Below are 15,504 nucleotides of genomic sequence, written 5' to 3' on the forward strand. Positions count from 1 at the left end.
CCCCCTTTTCTCCGTGCCGCCGATAGGGTGGGATGCAATGCGCTCGATGAAACTCACCGCCGCGCTCGTCGTGGCCATGGCAGTACTCGCGGTCGCAACGCCCGCGGTCGCCGGTGCGACGGCGACAGGCGAACTGAGCGTCGGCGTCGACCAGCCCGACGCCGGAACCGACGCGACCGTCACCGTGACGGCGAACGACACCGCGGTCGCGAACGCGACCGTGAACGTCACGGAGACGACGAACACCACGTACAACGGCACGGGAGCCTACGTGACGGACGCGAACGGTACCATCGCGCTTCCCGCGCCCGACACGAACGTCACCGTCGCGGTGACGGCGACGCACAACAACACGACGGCGTCCACGACCGCGACCCTCCTCGCGGAGACGAACGCAAGCGAGAGCGAGGAGAACGAGACGGTCACCGAGGAGAGTCCGTTCGGCCAGCAGGTCCAGCAGTTCATCGCCGCGGCGTTCGGTGACGGCGCGGTCGACGGGAGCGTCCTCTCCGAGTTCGTCACCGCGAACAACCCCGGCGCGGACGACCGGCCCGACCACGCCGGCCCGCCCGAGGACCGCCCCGACCATGACGACCGGAACGCGACCGACGACGTGAACGAAACGGCGGAGAACACCACGCAGGGCCCGCCTGAAGACCGCGGCCCCGACCATGACGACGCGAGCGAGAACGGCGAAAGCGATGCACAGGGCCCGCCTGAAGACCGCGGCCCCGACCACGAAGCGTCCGCGAACGACGACGACAGCGACGAGGACAGTGAGGAGAGCGACGACGACGAGGACGCGGACGACAGCGACGACGACGAGGACAGCGAGCGCGGGTCGAACGGTAACGCGGCGAACGCGCCCGGCCGGAACTAACGCGGTCGCTTCGTAGCGCGGTTCCGTTGCTGCGGCCGCCGGTCTTTTTCTGAACGCGGTCGATGGACGGCTGTCGTCGCAGTGCCGGCGCGACGAGCGGTCTGAATCGCCGCAGTGGTTCGCCGTCTCCGAGCCGAACGCGGTTCGCTTCGGTAGGGTTTTGGGTCGCGTACGTAACGCATAGGTATGGAAACGGCTGCTCCCATCAGCGAACGCGTCCCCGACGTGGACGCGAAACACGAGTCGGGCCGACAGAAGATCGACTGGGCCCGCGAACACATGCCGATTCTCTCCGCGCTCGAAGACGAGTTCACCGCGGAGCGCCCGCTCTCCGGCCAGACGGTCGGAATGGCGCTGCACGTGGAGGCGAAGACGGCGGCGCTCGTCGAACTGCTCGCCGAGGGCGGCGCGGAGGTCGCCATCACGGGCTGTAATCCGCTCAGCACGCACGACGACGTGAGCGTCGCGCTGGACGCGCACGAGAACATCACGTCGTACGCCGAGCACGGCATCGACGACACCGAGTACTACGAGGGTATCGACGCCGTCATCGACCACGAACCCACCATCACGGTGGACGACGGCGGCGACCTCGTCTTCCGCATCCACGAGGAGTACCCCGAGCTCGTCGACTCCATCATCGGCGGCACCGAGGAGACGACGACGGGCGTTCACCGCCTCCGCGCGATGGACGCGGACGGCGCGCTCGACTACCCGATGTTCAACGTGAACGACACCCCGATGAAGCACCTCTTCGACAACGTGCACGGCACCGGGGAGTCCGCGCTCGCGAACATCGCGATGACCACGAACCTCTCCTGGGCCGGTAAGACGGTCGTCGTCGCCGGGTTCGGGTACTGCGGTCGCGGCGTCGCGAAGAAAGCGCGCGGGCAGAACGCGCACGTCATCGTCACCGAAATCGACCCGCGGCGCGCGCTCGAAGCGCACATGGAGGGCTACGAGGTCACGAGCATGGACGACGCCGCCGAGCGCGGCGACGTGTTCGTCACCACCACCGGAAACCGGGACGTCGTCACGGCAGACCACTTCGAGGACATGCAGGACGGCGTCGTCCTCGCGAACGCCGGCCACTTCGACGTGGAGATCAACCTCGAAGACCTCCGCGACCTCTCCGTGAACGAACGCGAAGTCCGCGATGGCGTGCAGGAGTACGAACTCGCCGACGGTTCGCGCGTGAACGTGCTCGCCGAGGGCCGCCTCGTGAACCTCGCCAGCCCCGTCAGCCTCGGGCACCCGGTCGAAGTGATGGACCAGTCGTTCGGCGTGCAGGCCGTCTGCGTCCGCGAACTCGCCACGCACGGCGACGGCTACGACGACGGATTGCACGACGTGCCGGACGCGCTCGACCGCGAGGTCGCGGAACTCAAACTCGACGCCGAGGGCATCGAACTCGACGAGCTCACGGACGTCCAGCGCGAGTACATGGACTCCTGGCAGCACGGCACGTAAGCGCCCCTACTCGGTTTTCTTTCTGAGCGCCGCGACCGTTCCGCCGACGAGCGCCGCGAGTCCCGTGCCGACGCCGAACCCGGGCGTACTCCCCGAAGAGGCGTCCGTCGACGTGGTCGGGTCGGTCGCGGACTCGGTCGACGTGGAGTGCGTCGTCGGGGACTCGGTGGTGGTCGAGACGTCGAGCGTGTCGCGGGAGACGCCGGGGAGCACGTAGTACTCGGGGTCGTAGGGGACGGACGGGAGGCCGTCGGAGTTGACGTACTGGTCGAGCCAGTCGTCCATCCGCTCGCCGGCATAATTGGCGACCGCGTTCTCGAACCCCTGGTAGGACGTGAGCGGGACCGAGGTGTCCGCGAGGACGTCGATAAGGGCGTAGTCGCCGTCGGAGCGCCGCTGAATCTCGGCGTCGAGCGCCGCGAGCACCTGCGACCCCTTCCGGTAGTGCGCGCTGGTGTCTCGCCACGTGTACGGCTGTGCGAGCACGATGTCGGTGTAGCCGGCGTCGTAGTCCTCGTTCGTGTCGAGCGTGTTGTGGAACTCGGTGAAGCTCGCGAGACCGCGGTTGAAGAGCGTGAGCCGGCCGTAGTACTCCGCGCTCGCTTCCGTCAGCCACCGCATCCGCCCGCCGCCGAACGTTCCGAACATGACGTGCGCGAACTCGTGGGGGAGCACGCCGTTGAGCGACCGGGAGGGGACGGCGGCGGCGGAGACGACCATGTCGCGCGCGGACGCCAGCCCGCGGGGGCTGATGCGTTCGCGGGGGAGGACGAAGAGCGCCGTGTCGGTGTAACGCCGCCGGGGCGAGAGGTGGGTCTGTTGGAACGCGAGTTCCTCGAAGAGCGCGCCGGTGTCGATGTCGCGCGACACCTCGTCGGAGAAGACGAGGGTCGCGTGCGCGTCGCTCACGAACTCCCGGGCGGTCGTGTTCGGGCCGGCGAACGCGAACGACGGAGTGACGACTCCCTCGCCGTCGAACGACCGCGAGCGCGACACCGCGTCCAGGTCGCCCACGACCGAACCGACATCGAGCGACGGCACCCACACGAACGCGGAGTCGGCGGCGACGTACCCCCAGTTCTGCAGGGTGAGTTCGTCGCCGACGGCGGACGAGTCGCCGTCGAGGAAGACGGTCTGGCGCGGGGAGTCGGTGCCGTCCCAGACGTACTTGCGGCCGTCGCGTTCGAACCCGTTCGATTCGACGGTGAACCCGGCCGACATCGCGGAGATAGCGAAGGAGGACACCGAGTCGGGGACATCGTACTCGTAGTCGAAGCGGACGCGGGGCGCGTCCCAGTCTGCGGACACCGTCACGGACTCGGTGAGCGTGCCCGCGGACTGGGACGCGCGAACCGACCGGGTGGGGAGCGCGGTCAGCGCCGTCCCACCGGCGACGGCCCCGAGAAACTCTCGACGAAATTCCATACGCACACTATCAAGTTTGAGGATAAAAATTTTCGCCGGTCACTCTTCGCCGCGCACTACGTAGCCGTACTTGAGGAGTGCAACGAACAGCGTCCCGCCGACGACGTTCCCCGCGGTCGCGAGGAGGAGGAAGCCGACGTACGTGGAGACGGCGACTGACGAGGAGAGGACGGCGGCGAGCACCTCGACGTTCCCGGCGATGGAGTGCGGGAGGTGGGCGAGGCCGATGCCCATTGTGACGAGCCAAACGAGGACGATGCGGGAGAGCGTGGAGTCCGCGGCGGTGATGAGCCAGGAGAGCAGTCCCATCAGCCAGCCTGCGAGTACGCCGCCCATGAGGAGGACGAGCGGCGGGTGCGACACGAGCGGTCTCGCCAGGTGTTCGAACGCCGCGGGGTCGACGACGCCGTATGCGGGCGCGAGCACGACCATGGCCGCCGCGAACACCGCCCCAGCGAGGACGTTCCCGGCGTAGACGAGCCCCCAGAGCCGGGCGAGTCTGCGAACGGAGGCGTGGCCGTCGAGCACCGGGAGGACGGCGAGCGTCGTGTGCTCGGTGAACAACTCGGTCCGGCCGAGGATGACGAACACGAACCCGAACGTGTATGCGTTCGCGACGAGCAGCGTGGTCACGGGGTCGGAGAGCGCGCCGCCGACGAGCGTGAGCACGACCGCCATGAAGAACGGCCCGAACCCGATGTCGAGGCCGGCGGACACCGCGGACAGGAAGAGCGCGCCCGCGGGACGTTCGAGTTCGTCCAATCCCTCCTCTATCTGGACGGCGAGGATGTCCGTCTGCGACTTCTTATCGACCGGTGCGTCGCTGTCGGTCACTGTCGGTGGTTCGACCGGATGGAGAAAAACCGCGTGGCCGCGACGACACGTGTCCCTCTTTACCGCGGGTCTCGAACGGAGGGTATGGTCAGGAACCGGAAGGGCGACCGGCGGGAGCGCGAGCTCGTGAACCGCCTCGACGAGGCAGGGTTCGCGGTGATGCGCGCGCCGGCGTCCGGGAGCGCGACCCAGCGCGAACTCCCGGACGTACTCGCGGGCGACGGCGAGAGTTTCTACGCGGTCGAGGCGAAGTCGTCGTCGGGCGACCCCATCTACCTCACGGGCGAGGAGATAGAGGCGCTCGTCTACTTCTCCCAGAACTTCGGCGCGCGCCCGAAGGTCGGCGCGCGCTTCGACCGCGAGGACTGGTACTTCTTCCATCCGCACGACCTCCACCAGACGGACGGCGGGAACTACCGCGTGAAGAAGGAGACGGCGCTTGAATCGGGCGAAACCATCGCCGACCTGAAGGCGAGGGGCGACGACGGGGGAAGCGAGCGGAGCGTTCGCGAGGTCCTGAACGCGTTCGAACAGGGCGCTATCTCCGTCGACGATGCGGTCGAACTACTGGAGTAGCGGTTCAAGACGACTCCGCGGGAACGCGTACCGCTTGAGATCGCTCGGGGTGAGGTCGTCGGGCGCGAGGTCGCGACTGATCGGGTAGAGGACTTCGACGACCACGTCAGTCTCCGGGTAGGCGCGGTTGGTCGGGTAGTCGGCGACCGTGGTGTCCCAGCCGGGAACCTCGACGGTGTTCGCGCGGTCCCGGGTGGTGCGCGCGACGACGAGGAGGTCGCCGCGTTCGCGGTCGCGGACGAACCGGCCGGTGTCGAGCGTGCACGTCTCACAGTAGACGGGCGTGGGTTCGTCCTCGTCGACGTAGACGGCTTTCTCGCAGGCCGCACAGGCGTCCTCGCGCTGTCCGGGTGCGGGGACGCGGCCGTCAGTCACGTCGATGGCGGCGCGGCGGAGGTGTTTGCAGCGCGCGCGGCGGTGCTGGTAGTCCGGGCACGTGCATCGCCCTCCGGGGAGGTCGACGGTGTAGACGGTGTCGTGCTCGGTCGCGACGTCGTAGCAGCCGCCGCCGATGGTGGTGACGGCCATGCGTTCCGTGCGTGCGCGGTCGGCGCGCGTCCGGGTGGGGCCGCGGGGCGAGAGCGAGGTCGGTTCGCTGGTCGTGGTGCTGGTGGGTTTCGAAGGCACCATACAGAGAAGAGGGGCTCAGCGACCGTAAGGCGCTCCGTTCCGACGAACGTTTACGCTCTCAATCGGGCGTTTGGGGCGTGCAGGCGGCCGTTTCGGGGCGTCGGGCAGTGGCCGCACAAGTCGCGAGCGTCCGACGGCGAGTGTCACGTCACGCACTCGATTGGTCGCGGTATCACGGATGAAGGTTCGGTCGGGTTCGGCGCGTGAGCGGCGGCAGAGCGAGCGCGCGTGTTCGAAGCCCTTTTGGCGTGTTCTCGGGAATCCCTTGGTATGGCATTCGAGCGGGAGAAACTGGTGGAGGCCGGCTGGGCGACGCTCGGCGTGGTCGTGTTCATCGCGGCGCTGGTCGGAACCGCGGCGGTGAACGGAGAGTCGCTCGGCCGTCAGGGAACGCTCGCAGTCGTCGGAAGTCTCGTTCTCTTCCTCGCCCTGATGGGCGGCATCGGCTTCTACCTCTCGACGCGCGACTAGGCCTCGGACTGTTCCTCGTCTCCGTCGCGCCAGTCGTCGAGTTCGTCCTCGTCGGCGTCGTCGAGTTTCGCCTCGTAGTAAGAGAGTGGGTGGCTGATGTGGTCGCAGAGCGCGTCCGGGTTCACGCAGTCGCCGTACGATTTCATCGTCGCGCACGCCGGCGCGGTGTACTCGGTAGGACTGCTCTCACCCTGAATATGGTCCGTCTGGTAGCGCGTCATCTCCTCACCGAACCCGGGATTGACCTCGTAGAGCTGGACGATTTCGTCCGTGCTGAGGCCGATGTTCGCGAGGAAGGACGTGATAGCGAACCGACTGTGGTGGGGGAGGTGGTCGCCGCGCTGGACGCGTTCGAGCAAGTGCGTCATGCAGGGCGGGAACAGTTCGGGGACGACGGTGTCGATGTCCCGGGTGAGGTCGAGTTCGGAGAGTACGGTCTTCACCTCGGAGACTTCTTCGCCGAGTTCGCTCCCGATGGCGTCCGGGACGGCGAGCGGGAGGCCCTCTGCGACGCGTTCCTCGACGGCCTGCCGGAGGAGTTCGTCGAGTTCGAGTCCCGTCACGGGAACGAGGCCGTCGTCGAGGCGGCGGTTGGCGAGCCGCCAGTCCTCGCCGCGAATCCCGGAGGAGAGCAGGAGGTAGGTGGCGACGCCCACGTCGAACCCCTCGTCGGTGGGAGTGACGTGTTCTCCGAGGTCGAACTCCGTGAGGAGGTCGTCGCGGGAGACGCGAGCGTCGGTGCGGACGCTCGCGAGGTCGTCGTCGCTCGCGAAATCGTCGCGGAAGCGCTCGTACGCGGTGTTCGCCTCACCCTGCGCGTACCGCCGCACGAGGATGTTCTCGTCCACGAGCGAGACGATGACGCGCGCCACCGGATACGAGAGGAGTTCGACGCGCGTGCTGTGCGCGGACTCCCCTATCTCGCGTTCGGTGACCGCGGTGGTGACGCGCTCCAGCGCGCGCTCCACGACCGCGTCGTCGTTCTGCACCACGTCCGCGAGGTCCACGCCGGCCTCCTGGACCGCCGTGCGGGCGCTCGCGAGGAACGGGTATCGGGCGTGGCGCGCGTCCATTCGTTCGCGTCGTCGTGCCGGACCCGAATAAACGCCGCGGATAGGGACCGAACCACCCAAACCCCCGGCGTTCGAACCCCACGTGTGCAATTCGCCCCCGGTGCGCGACGGCTCGCGGCGTACGCGCTCGTCGCCGCACTCCCCTTCGTGTTCGTTCCGTTCGGCGTCGCGGTCGTCGTGCTCGCGCCCGCGTTCGTCCTCTGGTTCCACCGCGACCCGGAGCGCAGCAGTCCCGAGTCCGGCGTCGTCGCGCCCGCCGACGGCACGGTCTCCGTGATTCGCGAGGAGGACGACTGGCTCAGGGTCGGCGTCTACATGAGCGCCGCGGACGTGCACGTGAACCGCGCGCCCAAATCCGGGTTCCTCGAACACGTCACGCACACGCCCGGCGCGCACAAGCCCGCGTTCTCGAAGGACTCCGAGCGGAACGAGCGGGTCACCTTCCAGTTCGGCGACTACGAGGTCGTGCTCATCGCGGGCGCGTTCGCCCGCCGCATCCACCCCCGCCTCGAACCCGGACGGGTCGTGGAGCGCGGCGACCGCATCGGCCACATCAGCTTCGGCAGTCGCGCCGACGTGAAACTCCCGCCGACGTACGAGAAATCAGACGTCCTCGTCGAGGAAGGAGACACCGTGCGGGCCGGCGAGACTATATTGGTAGACGAAGCGTAGTCAGTCGCTCTGGATGCGGGGGGCGAGCATGTACGTGACGCTGCCCTGGCCTTCCGCGAGGTCGAAGTGGAGTTTGACGGGGAACTCGTCGCCGAGTTCCGCGGTGATTTCGGCGTCCTTCGGAATCGCCTTGTTCATGTCCTTGAGGTAGTCGAGGCTGAACAGGCTGTGCGCGGGCCCGACTTCGAGGTCGATGAGGTCGTCCACGCCGAGTTCGAGGTGGACGTCGTCGGTGTCGCCTTCGGCGTCCACGTAGAACAGTTCGTCCGCCTCGTCGACGCCGAGCGCGATGTGGTCGGAGACCATGTCGGCGGCGCGAACGGCGCGGTCGAGGTCCGCGCCCTCGATGACGACGGTCGCGGGGAGGTCGAGGTCGGGGAGGTCGGGTTCCTGCCGGATGCTGTCCGGGTCGATGAGCGCGAGCGTGTACTCGAGGCCCTCGATCTGGATGTGGAGCTTCCGGGTTTCCTCGTCGAGTTCCAGATGGATGAGTTGGCCGGCGTCCGCCATCCCGGCGATATCTTCGAGGCGGGAGAGGTTGACGCCGATGAGGCCGCCGTCGGCGTCGTACGACTCGAAGGCGTCGCTGGAGAGTTCGAGGTCGACCATGCCGACGTTTGCGGGGTCGACGGCGCGAATCGCGAGTCCGTCCTCGTTGAGGTGGATCTTACATTCGTCCACCAGCACGCTCACGGCGTCGAGTGTCGTGCGGAGCGTGTCGGCGCTAATAATCGCCTTGAACATCTTATCCAGAGGTAGAACGAGGCGGCATAAAAAGGCACACGGTACGCGCGCGTGCGTGAAGCGCGGCCCGCGACTCGCCCGCCCGAACCGGCTTTCAGGGTGGCGGACGAATCACTCGGTATGGAAACGCGAACGAAGCTAAAAGTGGTCGGTGGCGCGGTCGGTGCCGCGGCGGGCGCGCTGGGCGCGTGGACGCTCGCAGACGCGCTCGGGAAGCTACGGGTCGAGCGCGTCGATTACACGCACGTCGGCGACGTGGACGGCGTGGAACTCCGACGGTATCCCGAGCGAGTGCGCGTGGAGACGACTGCGCCGTCGCAACGGACGGCGTTCCGGCGTCTCTATCGGTATATCGACGGCGCGAACGACGGCGACGAGTCCGTGGCGATGACCGCGCCCGTCGAAACCGGGGAGACTGACGAGGCTGGCGAGTCCATCGCCATGACCGCGCCCGTCGAAACCGAGGCGGCCGAGGGCGACGTGACGATGTCGTTCTTCCTCCCCGAATCGTACACGCCGGAGACGGCGCCCGAACCGTCGAACGACGCCGTTTCGCTCGTCATCGACCCGCCCGCGACGCTCGCCGTCCTCTCCTTTTCGTGGTGGACGCCCGGGTTCCGCGTGCGGAAGAAGGAGACGGCGCTCGCGGACGCCCTCGAAGACGCGGACATCGAGACGGTCGGCGAGCCGTCGTTGCGGCGGTACGACGCGCCGTTCACGCCGCCGTTCCGCCGGACGAACGAGGTCGTCGTGGAAGTGGATAGCGCGAGCGTGCGGCGGTATCTCGCGGGCGAACGAAGCACGTAACCGCTCGCGCGCTCATTTTCGAGTATGAGCGGGAAGGACCACTACTACAACAAGTCGAAGCAGGAGGGCTATCGGTCGCGGGCGGCGTACAAGCTGAAGCAGCTCGACCGCGAGCTCGACCTCCTGCCGCACGGCGCGACCGTCGTGGACCTCGGCGCGGCCCCCGGTGGCTGGCTGCAGGTCGCGGCGGAGGAGGTCGGGGAGCCGGGCCGCGTCATCGGCGTGGACTTCCAGCGCATCGACGACATCGACGGCGTGACGACGGTGCGCGGCGACATGACCGAGGACGACACGAAGGCGGAGGTGCGGGAGGTCGCGAACGGGAGCGCGGACGTCGTGCTCTCGGACATGGCGCCGAACATGACCGGCGAGTACAACCTCGACCAGGCGCGCTCCGTCTACCTCGCCCAGCAGGCGCTGGCGACGGCGCGCGACCTCCTGAAGCCCGGCGGGCACTTCGCGGTGAAGGTGTTCGAGGGCCAGGACTTCGACGCGTTCGTCGAGGACGTGGAGGAGTCGTTCAGTTTCGTTCGCGTCACCAGCCCCGACGCGTCCCGGGAGTCGTCCTCCGAGATGTACGTCGTCGGGAAGAACTACGTGAACGCGCCCATCGCGGCCGGCGACGTTCTCACCGTCACCGTGGAGGACGAGGGGAGCGAGGGCGACGGCATCGCGAAAGTCGACGGCTTCACCGTGTTCGTCTCCGGTGCGAGCGAGGGCGACGAGGTCGAAATCGAAATCGAGGACGTGAAGCCGAACTACGCGTTCGCCTCCCTAGTTTAGCGCCGGAAGTACGCGACCGTGCCGTACACGAACGGCGTGTCGGCGAGCGCGATTCCGAGCTTGAGGACGTACTGCCCGACGATGAGCGACGCGACCATCGCCAGTTCGTACTGCATTCCGATGCCGAGGTACTTCGGCGCGAGGTAGAACGCGACGGAGACGAAGATGACGGTGTCGATGGCCTGACTCGTCGCCGTGGACGCGATGTTGCGCAGCCAGAGGAACCGCTCGCCCGTGCGGCGGCGGATGGCGTGGAAGACGTACACGTCCCAGTTCTGGCTCACGACGTACGCGAGCAGGCTGCCGGCGACGATGTTCGCGCTCGACCAGAGCACGCGACTGAACTCGGACTGACCGACGCCCGAAAAGGGTGCGATGGGGGCCTTGATGGTCGTCCAGACGAGCGCGAGCATCAGGAGCGTCATCGCGAACCCGACGTTCACCATCGTCCGCGCGGCGTTCCGGCCGTAGAGTTCGCTGTAACAGTCCGAGGCGAAGAACGTGAGCGCGTACGCGAGCGCCGCGCCGGGCATCACGAGTTCGCTCCCCGTGACGGGGATGCTGAACGGCAGTTCGAACAGGAGGAGTTTCGACGCCGTGAGCTGACTCGTCACGAGCGCGGTCATGAACACGCCGATGAGGACGACGCGGCCCGTGGCGAGCGACTCTCTATTCATCGTCGAGCCTCCCGTGGCGGGCGTCGATTTCGTCGAGCTGGTCGAGCGTCTTCCGAATGCAGGCGCGGATGGCCTCGCTGCGGTTGACGAACTTCCCGTTCTCGCCGACGTGCGAGTCGAGGTCCGTGAGGAGCTCCTCGGGCACGTCCACGCTTATCTTCGGCATACCCGAGTATTCGCGAGGTATTACTTAGGCCGTGCGTTCCGCGGACGCGCGTCCGCCGCCGCGTCGGCCGCCGAGCGTCACCAGCCAGAGCACGCCCAAGCCGACGAAGTACGCGGCGGAGAGCGGGAGTCCGACGATGAGCATCGTGTACACCGTGTCCGGGGTGAGGAGCGCGCCGAGCGCGAAACTCACGAGCACGGCGACCCGCCAGCGCTCCCGCATCGCCCGATACGAGACGAGGCCGCCGCCGTGGAACAGCGCCATCGAGATGGGGACGTCCATGAGGAGGCCGATGCCGGCGGTGGTGAGGAACACCATCCAGAGGAAGTTGCTGATGCGGTAACTGATGACCATGTCGGCGCGGAGCGCGTCCGCGACGAGGTACGTGATGACGTTCGGCGCGACGAACAGGTAGCCGAGGACGCTCCCGGCGACGAGACCGCCGAACACGCCGCCCGCCCAGACGACGATGGTGCGTCGGTTGCCCGTGACGATGCCGCGTTCCGCGAGCGCCGGCCACGCGTAGTAGACGACGAGCGGGAGGGTGGCGATAGCGGCCGCGACAGCGCTCACCTTCGCCTCGAAGACGAGCGCCTCGACCGGGTGGAGGGTGATGGGCCACTGCATCGCGGAAGCGGCCGTTCCGGGGTCGGCGGCCGGGCCGGCGCTGGCGTTGCTCGCGGTGCGGACGTCCGCGGGCAGGCGGCCGATGAAGTCGTCGCGGAGCGTCGCGAGGCCGCCGTAGTAGAGGAATCCGAAGGCGGCGACGAGCACGCTCATGAACACCGCGGCGATGCGGAACGCACGCGACCGGAGTTCACCGGCGATAGCGAGAATGTCGGTGTAGTAGCCGCCCACGTCGTCCTCCGTCGTCTCGTCGTCGGTGAACGCGTCCAGCATCCCGGCCGTGCGCTTCGTGATGGTTCCCGCTTCTTCCTCGGCCTCCTGCTCGGCCTCGGCGGCCTGTTCTTCGCGTTCTTCTTCGGCGTCGTCGAACCGGTCGAGGATGGCCTGGGCCTTCTCGTCGTCGTCCTCGTCGATGGCGGTGCGGGCGGCGGCGAGCGCTTCCTCCTCGTCCATCGCGACGAATCGTTCCTCGGGCGCGGCGCGGACGCCCGCGGCGTCGAGCACGTCGAGGTTGAGGTTCTCCGGGCTCGGCACCTGTCCGCCGTACACTTCGGCTTCGGCGGACGCGGCGCGTTCGATGGCGACGAACGCGACGTACGCGAGCGCGCCGACCAGCGCGACCACGCCGACCGCGATGCCGACGGGGAGCGGGTCGTACTGGGGCAGGAGGTACGCCTGCGGGTATATCGTGCCGGTGAGCGCGTCGTTCACGCGGGCGACGACGCCGTAGCGGTACGCGCCGTACCCGAGCGCGAACCCGACGACGGCGACGGCGAGCGGGACGTTCCAGCGCTCGCGCAGGACGCCGAGCACGTCGATGCGTTCGCTCCCGCGCTTCGCGGTGACGACGACCTTCGTGACGTAGAGGCTGACGCCGTACAGCAGGCAGAGCGGGAGCGCCCACAGGATTTGCGTGAAGGGGTCGGGCGGCGAGAACACCGCGCCGAACAGGAAGATACCGACGATGGCGTACTTCCACTTGTCGCGGAACGTCTCGTACTGGACGACTTCGGCGTACGCGAGCGCGGACATCACGAGCGGGAGTTGGGCCGCGAGTCCGAACGACACCGCGAGCATCAGGATGAACTCCGTCCACATCACGATGGAGTACATCGGCGCGAGGCCGGCCTTCACCGCGTAGTCCGCGAGGAAATAGAAGACGATGGGGAAGAAGAGGCCGTAGGCGTACGCCACGCCGAGCGCGAACAGGAGCGTGGCGAACACGGCGAACACGGCGAGATGCCAGACCTTCACTTGGACATCCGGAATGATGCCGCGTTCCTTCAGCGGTTCGCGGGCGTGATAGAGGAGCGCCGGGACGGTGGCGAGGATACCGGTTATCATCCCGATTTTGACCTGCATCAGGATGACGTCAAAGGGCGTCTGCGTGATGATTCGGGCCTCGGTCGCGAGGAGGTCAGCGCGGAGTTGCGGCCAGATGAAGAGGCGCATCCCGAGCACGCCGCCGAGCAGGCCGACGACGAAGAAGACGAACGCGACCTGGAGTTTCTTCTGGAGGGTGCGGAGCGTGACGCCGATTGTCTCGCGGCCGACGCCAACAGCGCGCGCTGCGTCCTCGCGTACGCCGCCCGAACTACTCATTCCCTTGCGGGTAGCCGATTGCGAGTTATCAATCTTCTCGTCTGGACGAAGTAAAAAGCCTATAACGCGGGACGCGCGTACTTCCGCGCAACGAATGGGTGACGGCGACGACGGGGAACGCGCCGGCGACGGGGAGGAGTGGCGTCCCGGCGCGGATATGCCGGTCGGCGACCACGACGAGCCACAGGACTCGAAACCCGAAGATAGCGCCGCGTCACCCGACGACGCGACGGGCGAGGACACCGACGATGGGAGCGCACCGCCCGTCGATTCGGCGGACGTGACGCCCGCGGTCAGGCGGGTCGCGCCGACGCCCGCGGTGGAGCGCGTCGCCCCCACTCCCGCGGTCGAACGAGTAGCGGATGACGAACGCGGCGAGGGCGTGGAAACCGTGGAGAGCGACGAGGCGTTCCCGGACATGCCCGCCGAGGCCATGAGCGGCGCGACGCCCGTCGAGCGGAAGAACGAGACCGTCGAGGGCGTACAGGGCCCGGAGACGGACGAGGAGTTGCCGCTCGCGGACCACGTCGAGGAGATGGTGAAACGCCTCGCCATCGTCGTCTCAATCGCGGGCCTCGTCAGCATCGCCGTCTGGCCGCTCGGCGAGGAGATAATCACCCACCTCTGGTACGCCGTCATCCCGGCGACGCCGCCTGCACCCACGGGAGCGGGCCGCGGCGCGCCCCACCTCTATCAGCCGCTCGAACTCCTCATCACCCAGTTCAAGGTCGCGAGCCTCGCCGGACTGATCGCGGCATTGCCCGTGTTCGTCTACCAGACGTACGCGTTCATGCGCCCCGGCCTCTACCCGAACGAACGACGATACTACCTCGCCGCCGTCCCGATGAGCCTCGTGCTCGCCGTACTCGGATTGACGTTCGCGTACTTCGTCGTCCTCCCCGCCGTCTTCGGCTACTTCTACAACTACAGCCAGCCCGTCGCCGACATCGCGTTCGCGCTCTCCGATACGTTCAACCTCATCCTCATCCTGATGGGGTACCTCGCCATCGTCTTCCAGATTCCCCTCTTCATCATGCTCGCCATCATGATGGGCATCACGACCCGGCGCTGGCTCGAAAACCGCCGCCTCCTCTTCTGGGGCGGCTTCCTCGGCATCTCCTTCCTCTTCACGCCCGACCCCACCGGCATCGCCCCCATCCTCGTCGCCATCACCATGGTCGTCCTCTTCGAGGGTACGCTCGGCGCGCTCCGCTGGACCGGGAACTAGCCCTCGTCGTAACGACGGCTGACGAAGTGCGGGAAGCGCGTGACTGAGAACGGGCCGACGAGTGAGAGGACTGCTGTGACGAGAACAGTTCCTGCAGTCGAGTCGAACAGGCCGAGCGCGTCGGCCGCGACCGTGGCCGCGGCGACGAGCGCAACGAGCGCGAGAAACAGGCCGCCGAACCACGCGACGCCGCGTCTCGACACGGACTCGGAGCCGTCACGGAAGCGGCGGGACGCGTACGCGGCGGGGAGCGCGGCCACCGAGAGCACCACGACCATGGCGAACACGAGAACCGGGATGTCCGGCGCGCCGCGGGACGTGACCAAGGCCGCGAGCGCAACGATGGCCGCGAACGGTAGCCACGCGGTCGCGTACCGGAGCGCGCGGCGACGCGTCGGTGTCAGGGGAAGCGCCGGGTCGTCGCCGGTCCAGTAGTCGTCGTGGAGCGCGAAGAACACGCGGGACGCGACGAGCACCGAGACTGTCCACGCGAACACGTACGCGAGGACGGACACGAGCGCAGTCGTCGTCCCGAACAGCGTGACGGCCAGCCAGTACAGGCCGGCGGCGAGCACGCCGGGAATAGCGAGCAGTCCGCCCAGCGACCCGAGGGCGCGAATCCGTCCACGCTCCCGAACAAATTCTCGATGCTCGAACGGCGTCGTCGTTCGCACGACGAGCCAGAGACCAGGTGCGACGGTCACCGCGGCCAGCACGCCGACGAACACCGGCGAAAGCGGGAACAACGCGAGAACCGCGTACGCGCTCGCTCCGAGGCCGACGAACAGCGCTACGTCCCGAACGCTCGTCTCGGACAGGACCCCCAATACCTGTGCTTC

General features: G+C 67.8%; 17 protein-coding genes. 8 read left to right on the forward strand and 9 right to left on the reverse strand.

The window, feature by feature from the left end; all coding sequences use genetic code 11:
- Positions 1-37 precede the first annotated feature (37 nt).
- On the forward strand, positions 38-880 hold the full coding sequence (locus ACOZ4O_RS07445; RefSeq protein ID WP_424524672.1) for a hypothetical protein: 843 nt from the start codon (positions 38-40) through the stop codon (positions 878-880).
- A 186-nt stretch (positions 881-1,066) separates the two neighbouring features.
- The gene (locus tag ACOZ4O_RS07450) at positions 1,067-2,350 is read left to right on the forward strand and encodes an adenosylhomocysteinase (protein WP_424524673.1); all 1,284 of its coding nucleotides are present in this window, start codon (positions 1,067-1,069) and stop codon (positions 2,348-2,350) included.
- Between the two features lie 6 nt (positions 2,351-2,356).
- On the opposite strand, the gene ACOZ4O_RS07455 is transcribed toward ACOZ4O_RS07450, so the two are convergent.
- Together ACOZ4O_RS07455 and ACOZ4O_RS07460 are read right to left on the reverse strand one after the other, a co-directional pair.
- Positions 2,357-3,775 carry a PGF-CTERM sorting domain-containing protein gene (locus tag ACOZ4O_RS07455; RefSeq protein ID WP_424524674.1) on the reverse strand — a complete coding sequence of 473 codons (1,419 nt, stop codon included), beginning with the start codon at positions 3,773-3,775 and terminating at the stop codon, positions 2,357-2,359.
- Between the two features lie 39 nt (positions 3,776-3,814).
- On the reverse strand, positions 3,815-4,609 hold the full coding sequence (locus tag ACOZ4O_RS07460; protein ID WP_424524675.1) for a formate/nitrite transporter family protein: 795 nt from the start codon (positions 4,607-4,609) through the stop codon (positions 3,815-3,817).
- A gap of 84 nt (positions 4,610-4,693) precedes the next feature.
- Between ACOZ4O_RS07460 and hjc the strand changes: the two genes are divergently transcribed.
- Positions 4,694-5,185 (forward strand): Holliday junction resolvase Hjc, encoded by a 492-nt coding sequence (gene hjc / locus ACOZ4O_RS07465; RefSeq protein ID WP_424524676.1) that lies wholly within the window; start codon positions 4,694-4,696, stop codon positions 5,183-5,185.
- On the opposite strand, the gene ACOZ4O_RS07470 is transcribed toward hjc, so the two are convergent.
- Positions 5,174-5,815: an SWIM zinc finger family protein gene (locus ACOZ4O_RS07470; RefSeq protein ID WP_424524677.1), complete on the reverse strand. Its 642-nt coding sequence runs from the start codon at positions 5,813-5,815 to the stop codon at positions 5,174-5,176. The genes hjc and ACOZ4O_RS07470 overlap by 12 nt on opposite strands.
- A 270-nt stretch (positions 5,816-6,085) precedes the next feature.
- Between ACOZ4O_RS07470 and ACOZ4O_RS07475 the strand changes: the two genes are divergently transcribed.
- Entirely contained in the window at positions 6,086-6,286 is a 201-nt protein-coding gene (locus tag ACOZ4O_RS07475; RefSeq protein WP_424524678.1) for a DUF7472 family protein, read from the forward strand.
- Here ACOZ4O_RS07475 and priL read toward each other — a convergent pair.
- On the reverse strand, positions 6,283-7,359 hold the full coding sequence (gene priL / locus ACOZ4O_RS07480) for a DNA primase regulatory subunit PriL (RefSeq protein ID WP_424524679.1): 1,077 nt from the start codon (positions 7,357-7,359) through the stop codon (positions 6,283-6,285). The genes ACOZ4O_RS07475 and priL overlap by 4 nt on opposite strands.
- Before the next feature lie 84 nt (positions 7,360-7,443).
- On the opposite strand from priL, the gene ACOZ4O_RS07485 reads away from it, so the two are divergent.
- The gene (locus ACOZ4O_RS07485) at positions 7,444-8,031 is read left to right on the forward strand and encodes a protein sorting system archaetidylserine decarboxylase (RefSeq protein ID WP_424524680.1); all 588 of its coding nucleotides are present in this window, start codon (positions 7,444-7,446) and stop codon (positions 8,029-8,031) included.
- On the opposite strand, the gene ACOZ4O_RS07490 is transcribed toward ACOZ4O_RS07485, so the two are convergent.
- The gene (locus tag ACOZ4O_RS07490) at positions 8,032-8,775 is read right to left on the reverse strand and encodes a DNA polymerase sliding clamp (RefSeq protein ID WP_424524681.1); all 744 of its coding nucleotides are present in this window, start codon (positions 8,773-8,775) and stop codon (positions 8,032-8,034) included. It abuts the gene before it with no gap.
- A gap of 120 nt (positions 8,776-8,895) precedes the next feature.
- Here ACOZ4O_RS07490 and ACOZ4O_RS07495 point away from each other — a divergent pair, with 120 nt between their 5' ends.
- Together ACOZ4O_RS07495 and ACOZ4O_RS07500 are read left to right on the forward strand one after the other, a co-directional pair.
- Positions 8,896-9,582: an SOUL family heme-binding protein gene (locus tag ACOZ4O_RS07495; protein WP_424524682.1), complete on the forward strand. Its 687-nt coding sequence runs from the start codon at positions 8,896-8,898 to the stop codon at positions 9,580-9,582.
- 24 nt (positions 9,583-9,606) lie between these two features.
- The gene (locus ACOZ4O_RS07500) at positions 9,607-10,365 is read left to right on the forward strand and encodes an SAM-dependent methyltransferase (protein WP_424524683.1); all 759 of its coding nucleotides are present in this window, start codon (positions 9,607-9,609) and stop codon (positions 10,363-10,365) included.
- Here the strand turns inward: ACOZ4O_RS07500 and ACOZ4O_RS07505 are convergent.
- From ACOZ4O_RS07505 to tatC, 3 genes are read right to left on the reverse strand one after another with little or no spacing between them, the layout of a single operon-like run.
- Positions 10,362-11,042, reverse strand: a complete 681-nt coding sequence (locus ACOZ4O_RS07505) for a queuosine precursor transporter (RefSeq protein ID WP_424524684.1) — start codon at positions 11,040-11,042, stop codon at positions 10,362-10,364. The genes ACOZ4O_RS07500 and ACOZ4O_RS07505 overlap by 4 nt on opposite strands.
- Positions 11,035-11,208 carry a ribbon-helix-helix domain-containing protein gene (locus ACOZ4O_RS07510; protein ID WP_424524685.1) on the reverse strand — a complete coding sequence of 58 codons (174 nt, stop codon included), beginning with the start codon at positions 11,206-11,208 and terminating at the stop codon, positions 11,035-11,037. Before ACOZ4O_RS07510 ends, ACOZ4O_RS07505 begins: the two co-directional genes overlap by 8 nt.
- A 24-nt stretch (positions 11,209-11,232) precedes the next feature.
- A complete protein-coding gene (gene tatC, locus ACOZ4O_RS07515) occupies positions 11,233-13,437 on the reverse strand; it encodes a Sec-independent protein translocase TatC (RefSeq protein WP_424524686.1) in 2,205 nt (734 codons plus the stop codon).
- Between the two features lie 94 nt (positions 13,438-13,531).
- On the opposite strand from tatC, the gene ACOZ4O_RS07520 reads away from it, so the two are divergent.
- A complete protein-coding gene (locus ACOZ4O_RS07520; protein WP_424524687.1) occupies positions 13,532-14,665 on the forward strand; it encodes a twin-arginine translocase subunit TatC in 1,134 nt (377 codons plus the stop codon).
- Here the strand turns inward: ACOZ4O_RS07520 and ACOZ4O_RS07525 are convergent.
- Positions 14,662-15,492, reverse strand: a complete 831-nt coding sequence (locus ACOZ4O_RS07525; RefSeq protein WP_424524688.1) for a hypothetical protein — start codon at positions 15,490-15,492, stop codon at positions 14,662-14,664. The two genes, ACOZ4O_RS07520 and ACOZ4O_RS07525, sit on opposite strands and share 4 nt — an antisense overlap.
- Between the last annotated feature and the right edge of the window lie 12 nt (positions 15,493-15,504).

This window comes from Salarchaeum japonicum, from assembly GCF_049705945.1.
Classification (GTDB): domain Archaea; phylum Halobacteriota; class Halobacteria; order Halobacteriales; family Halobacteriaceae; genus Salarchaeum; species Salarchaeum japonicum_A.

Bases quoted from the DNA above. Each gene is read 5' to 3' on its own strand.
- ACOZ4O_RS07445 (WP_424524672.1), top strand. From the start codon at position 38: ATGCGCTCGATGAAACTCACCGCCGCGCTCGTCGTGGCCATGGCAGTA.
- ACOZ4O_RS07450 (WP_424524673.1), top strand. From the start codon at position 1,067: ATGGAAACGGCTGCTCCCATCAGCGAACGCGTCCCCGACGTGGACGCG.
- ACOZ4O_RS07455 (WP_424524674.1), bottom strand. From the start codon at position 3,775: ATGGAATTTCGTCGAGAGTTTCTCGGGGCCGTCGCCGGTGGGACGGCG.
- hjc (WP_424524676.1), top strand. From the start codon at position 4,694: ATGGTCAGGAACCGGAAGGGCGACCGGCGGGAGCGCGAGCTCGTGAAC.
- ACOZ4O_RS07470 (WP_424524677.1), bottom strand. From the start codon at position 5,815: ATGGTGCCTTCGAAACCCACCAGCACCACGACCAGCGAACCGACCTCG.
- ACOZ4O_RS07475 (WP_424524678.1), top strand. From the start codon at position 6,086: ATGGCATTCGAGCGGGAGAAACTGGTGGAGGCCGGCTGGGCGACGCTC.
- priL (WP_424524679.1), bottom strand. From the start codon at position 7,359: ATGGACGCGCGCCACGCCCGATACCCGTTCCTCGCGAGCGCCCGCACG.
- ACOZ4O_RS07490 (WP_424524681.1), bottom strand. From the start codon at position 8,775: ATGTTCAAGGCGATTATTAGCGCCGACACGCTCCGCACGACACTCGAC.
- ACOZ4O_RS07495 (WP_424524682.1), top strand. From the start codon at position 8,896: ATGGAAACGCGAACGAAGCTAAAAGTGGTCGGTGGCGCGGTCGGTGCC.
- ACOZ4O_RS07500 (WP_424524683.1), top strand. From the start codon at position 9,607: ATGAGCGGGAAGGACCACTACTACAACAAGTCGAAGCAGGAGGGCTAT.
- ACOZ4O_RS07505 (WP_424524684.1), bottom strand. From the start codon at position 11,042: ATGAATAGAGAGTCGCTCGCCACGGGCCGCGTCGTCCTCATCGGCGTG.
- ACOZ4O_RS07510 (WP_424524685.1), bottom strand. From the start codon at position 11,208: ATGCCGAAGATAAGCGTGGACGTGCCCGAGGAGCTCCTCACGGACCTC.
- tatC (WP_424524686.1), bottom strand. From the start codon at position 13,437: ATGAGTAGTTCGGGCGGCGTACGCGAGGACGCAGCGCGCGCTGTTGGC.
- ACOZ4O_RS07520 (WP_424524687.1), top strand. From the start codon at position 13,532: ATGGGTGACGGCGACGACGGGGAACGCGCCGGCGACGGGGAGGAGTGG.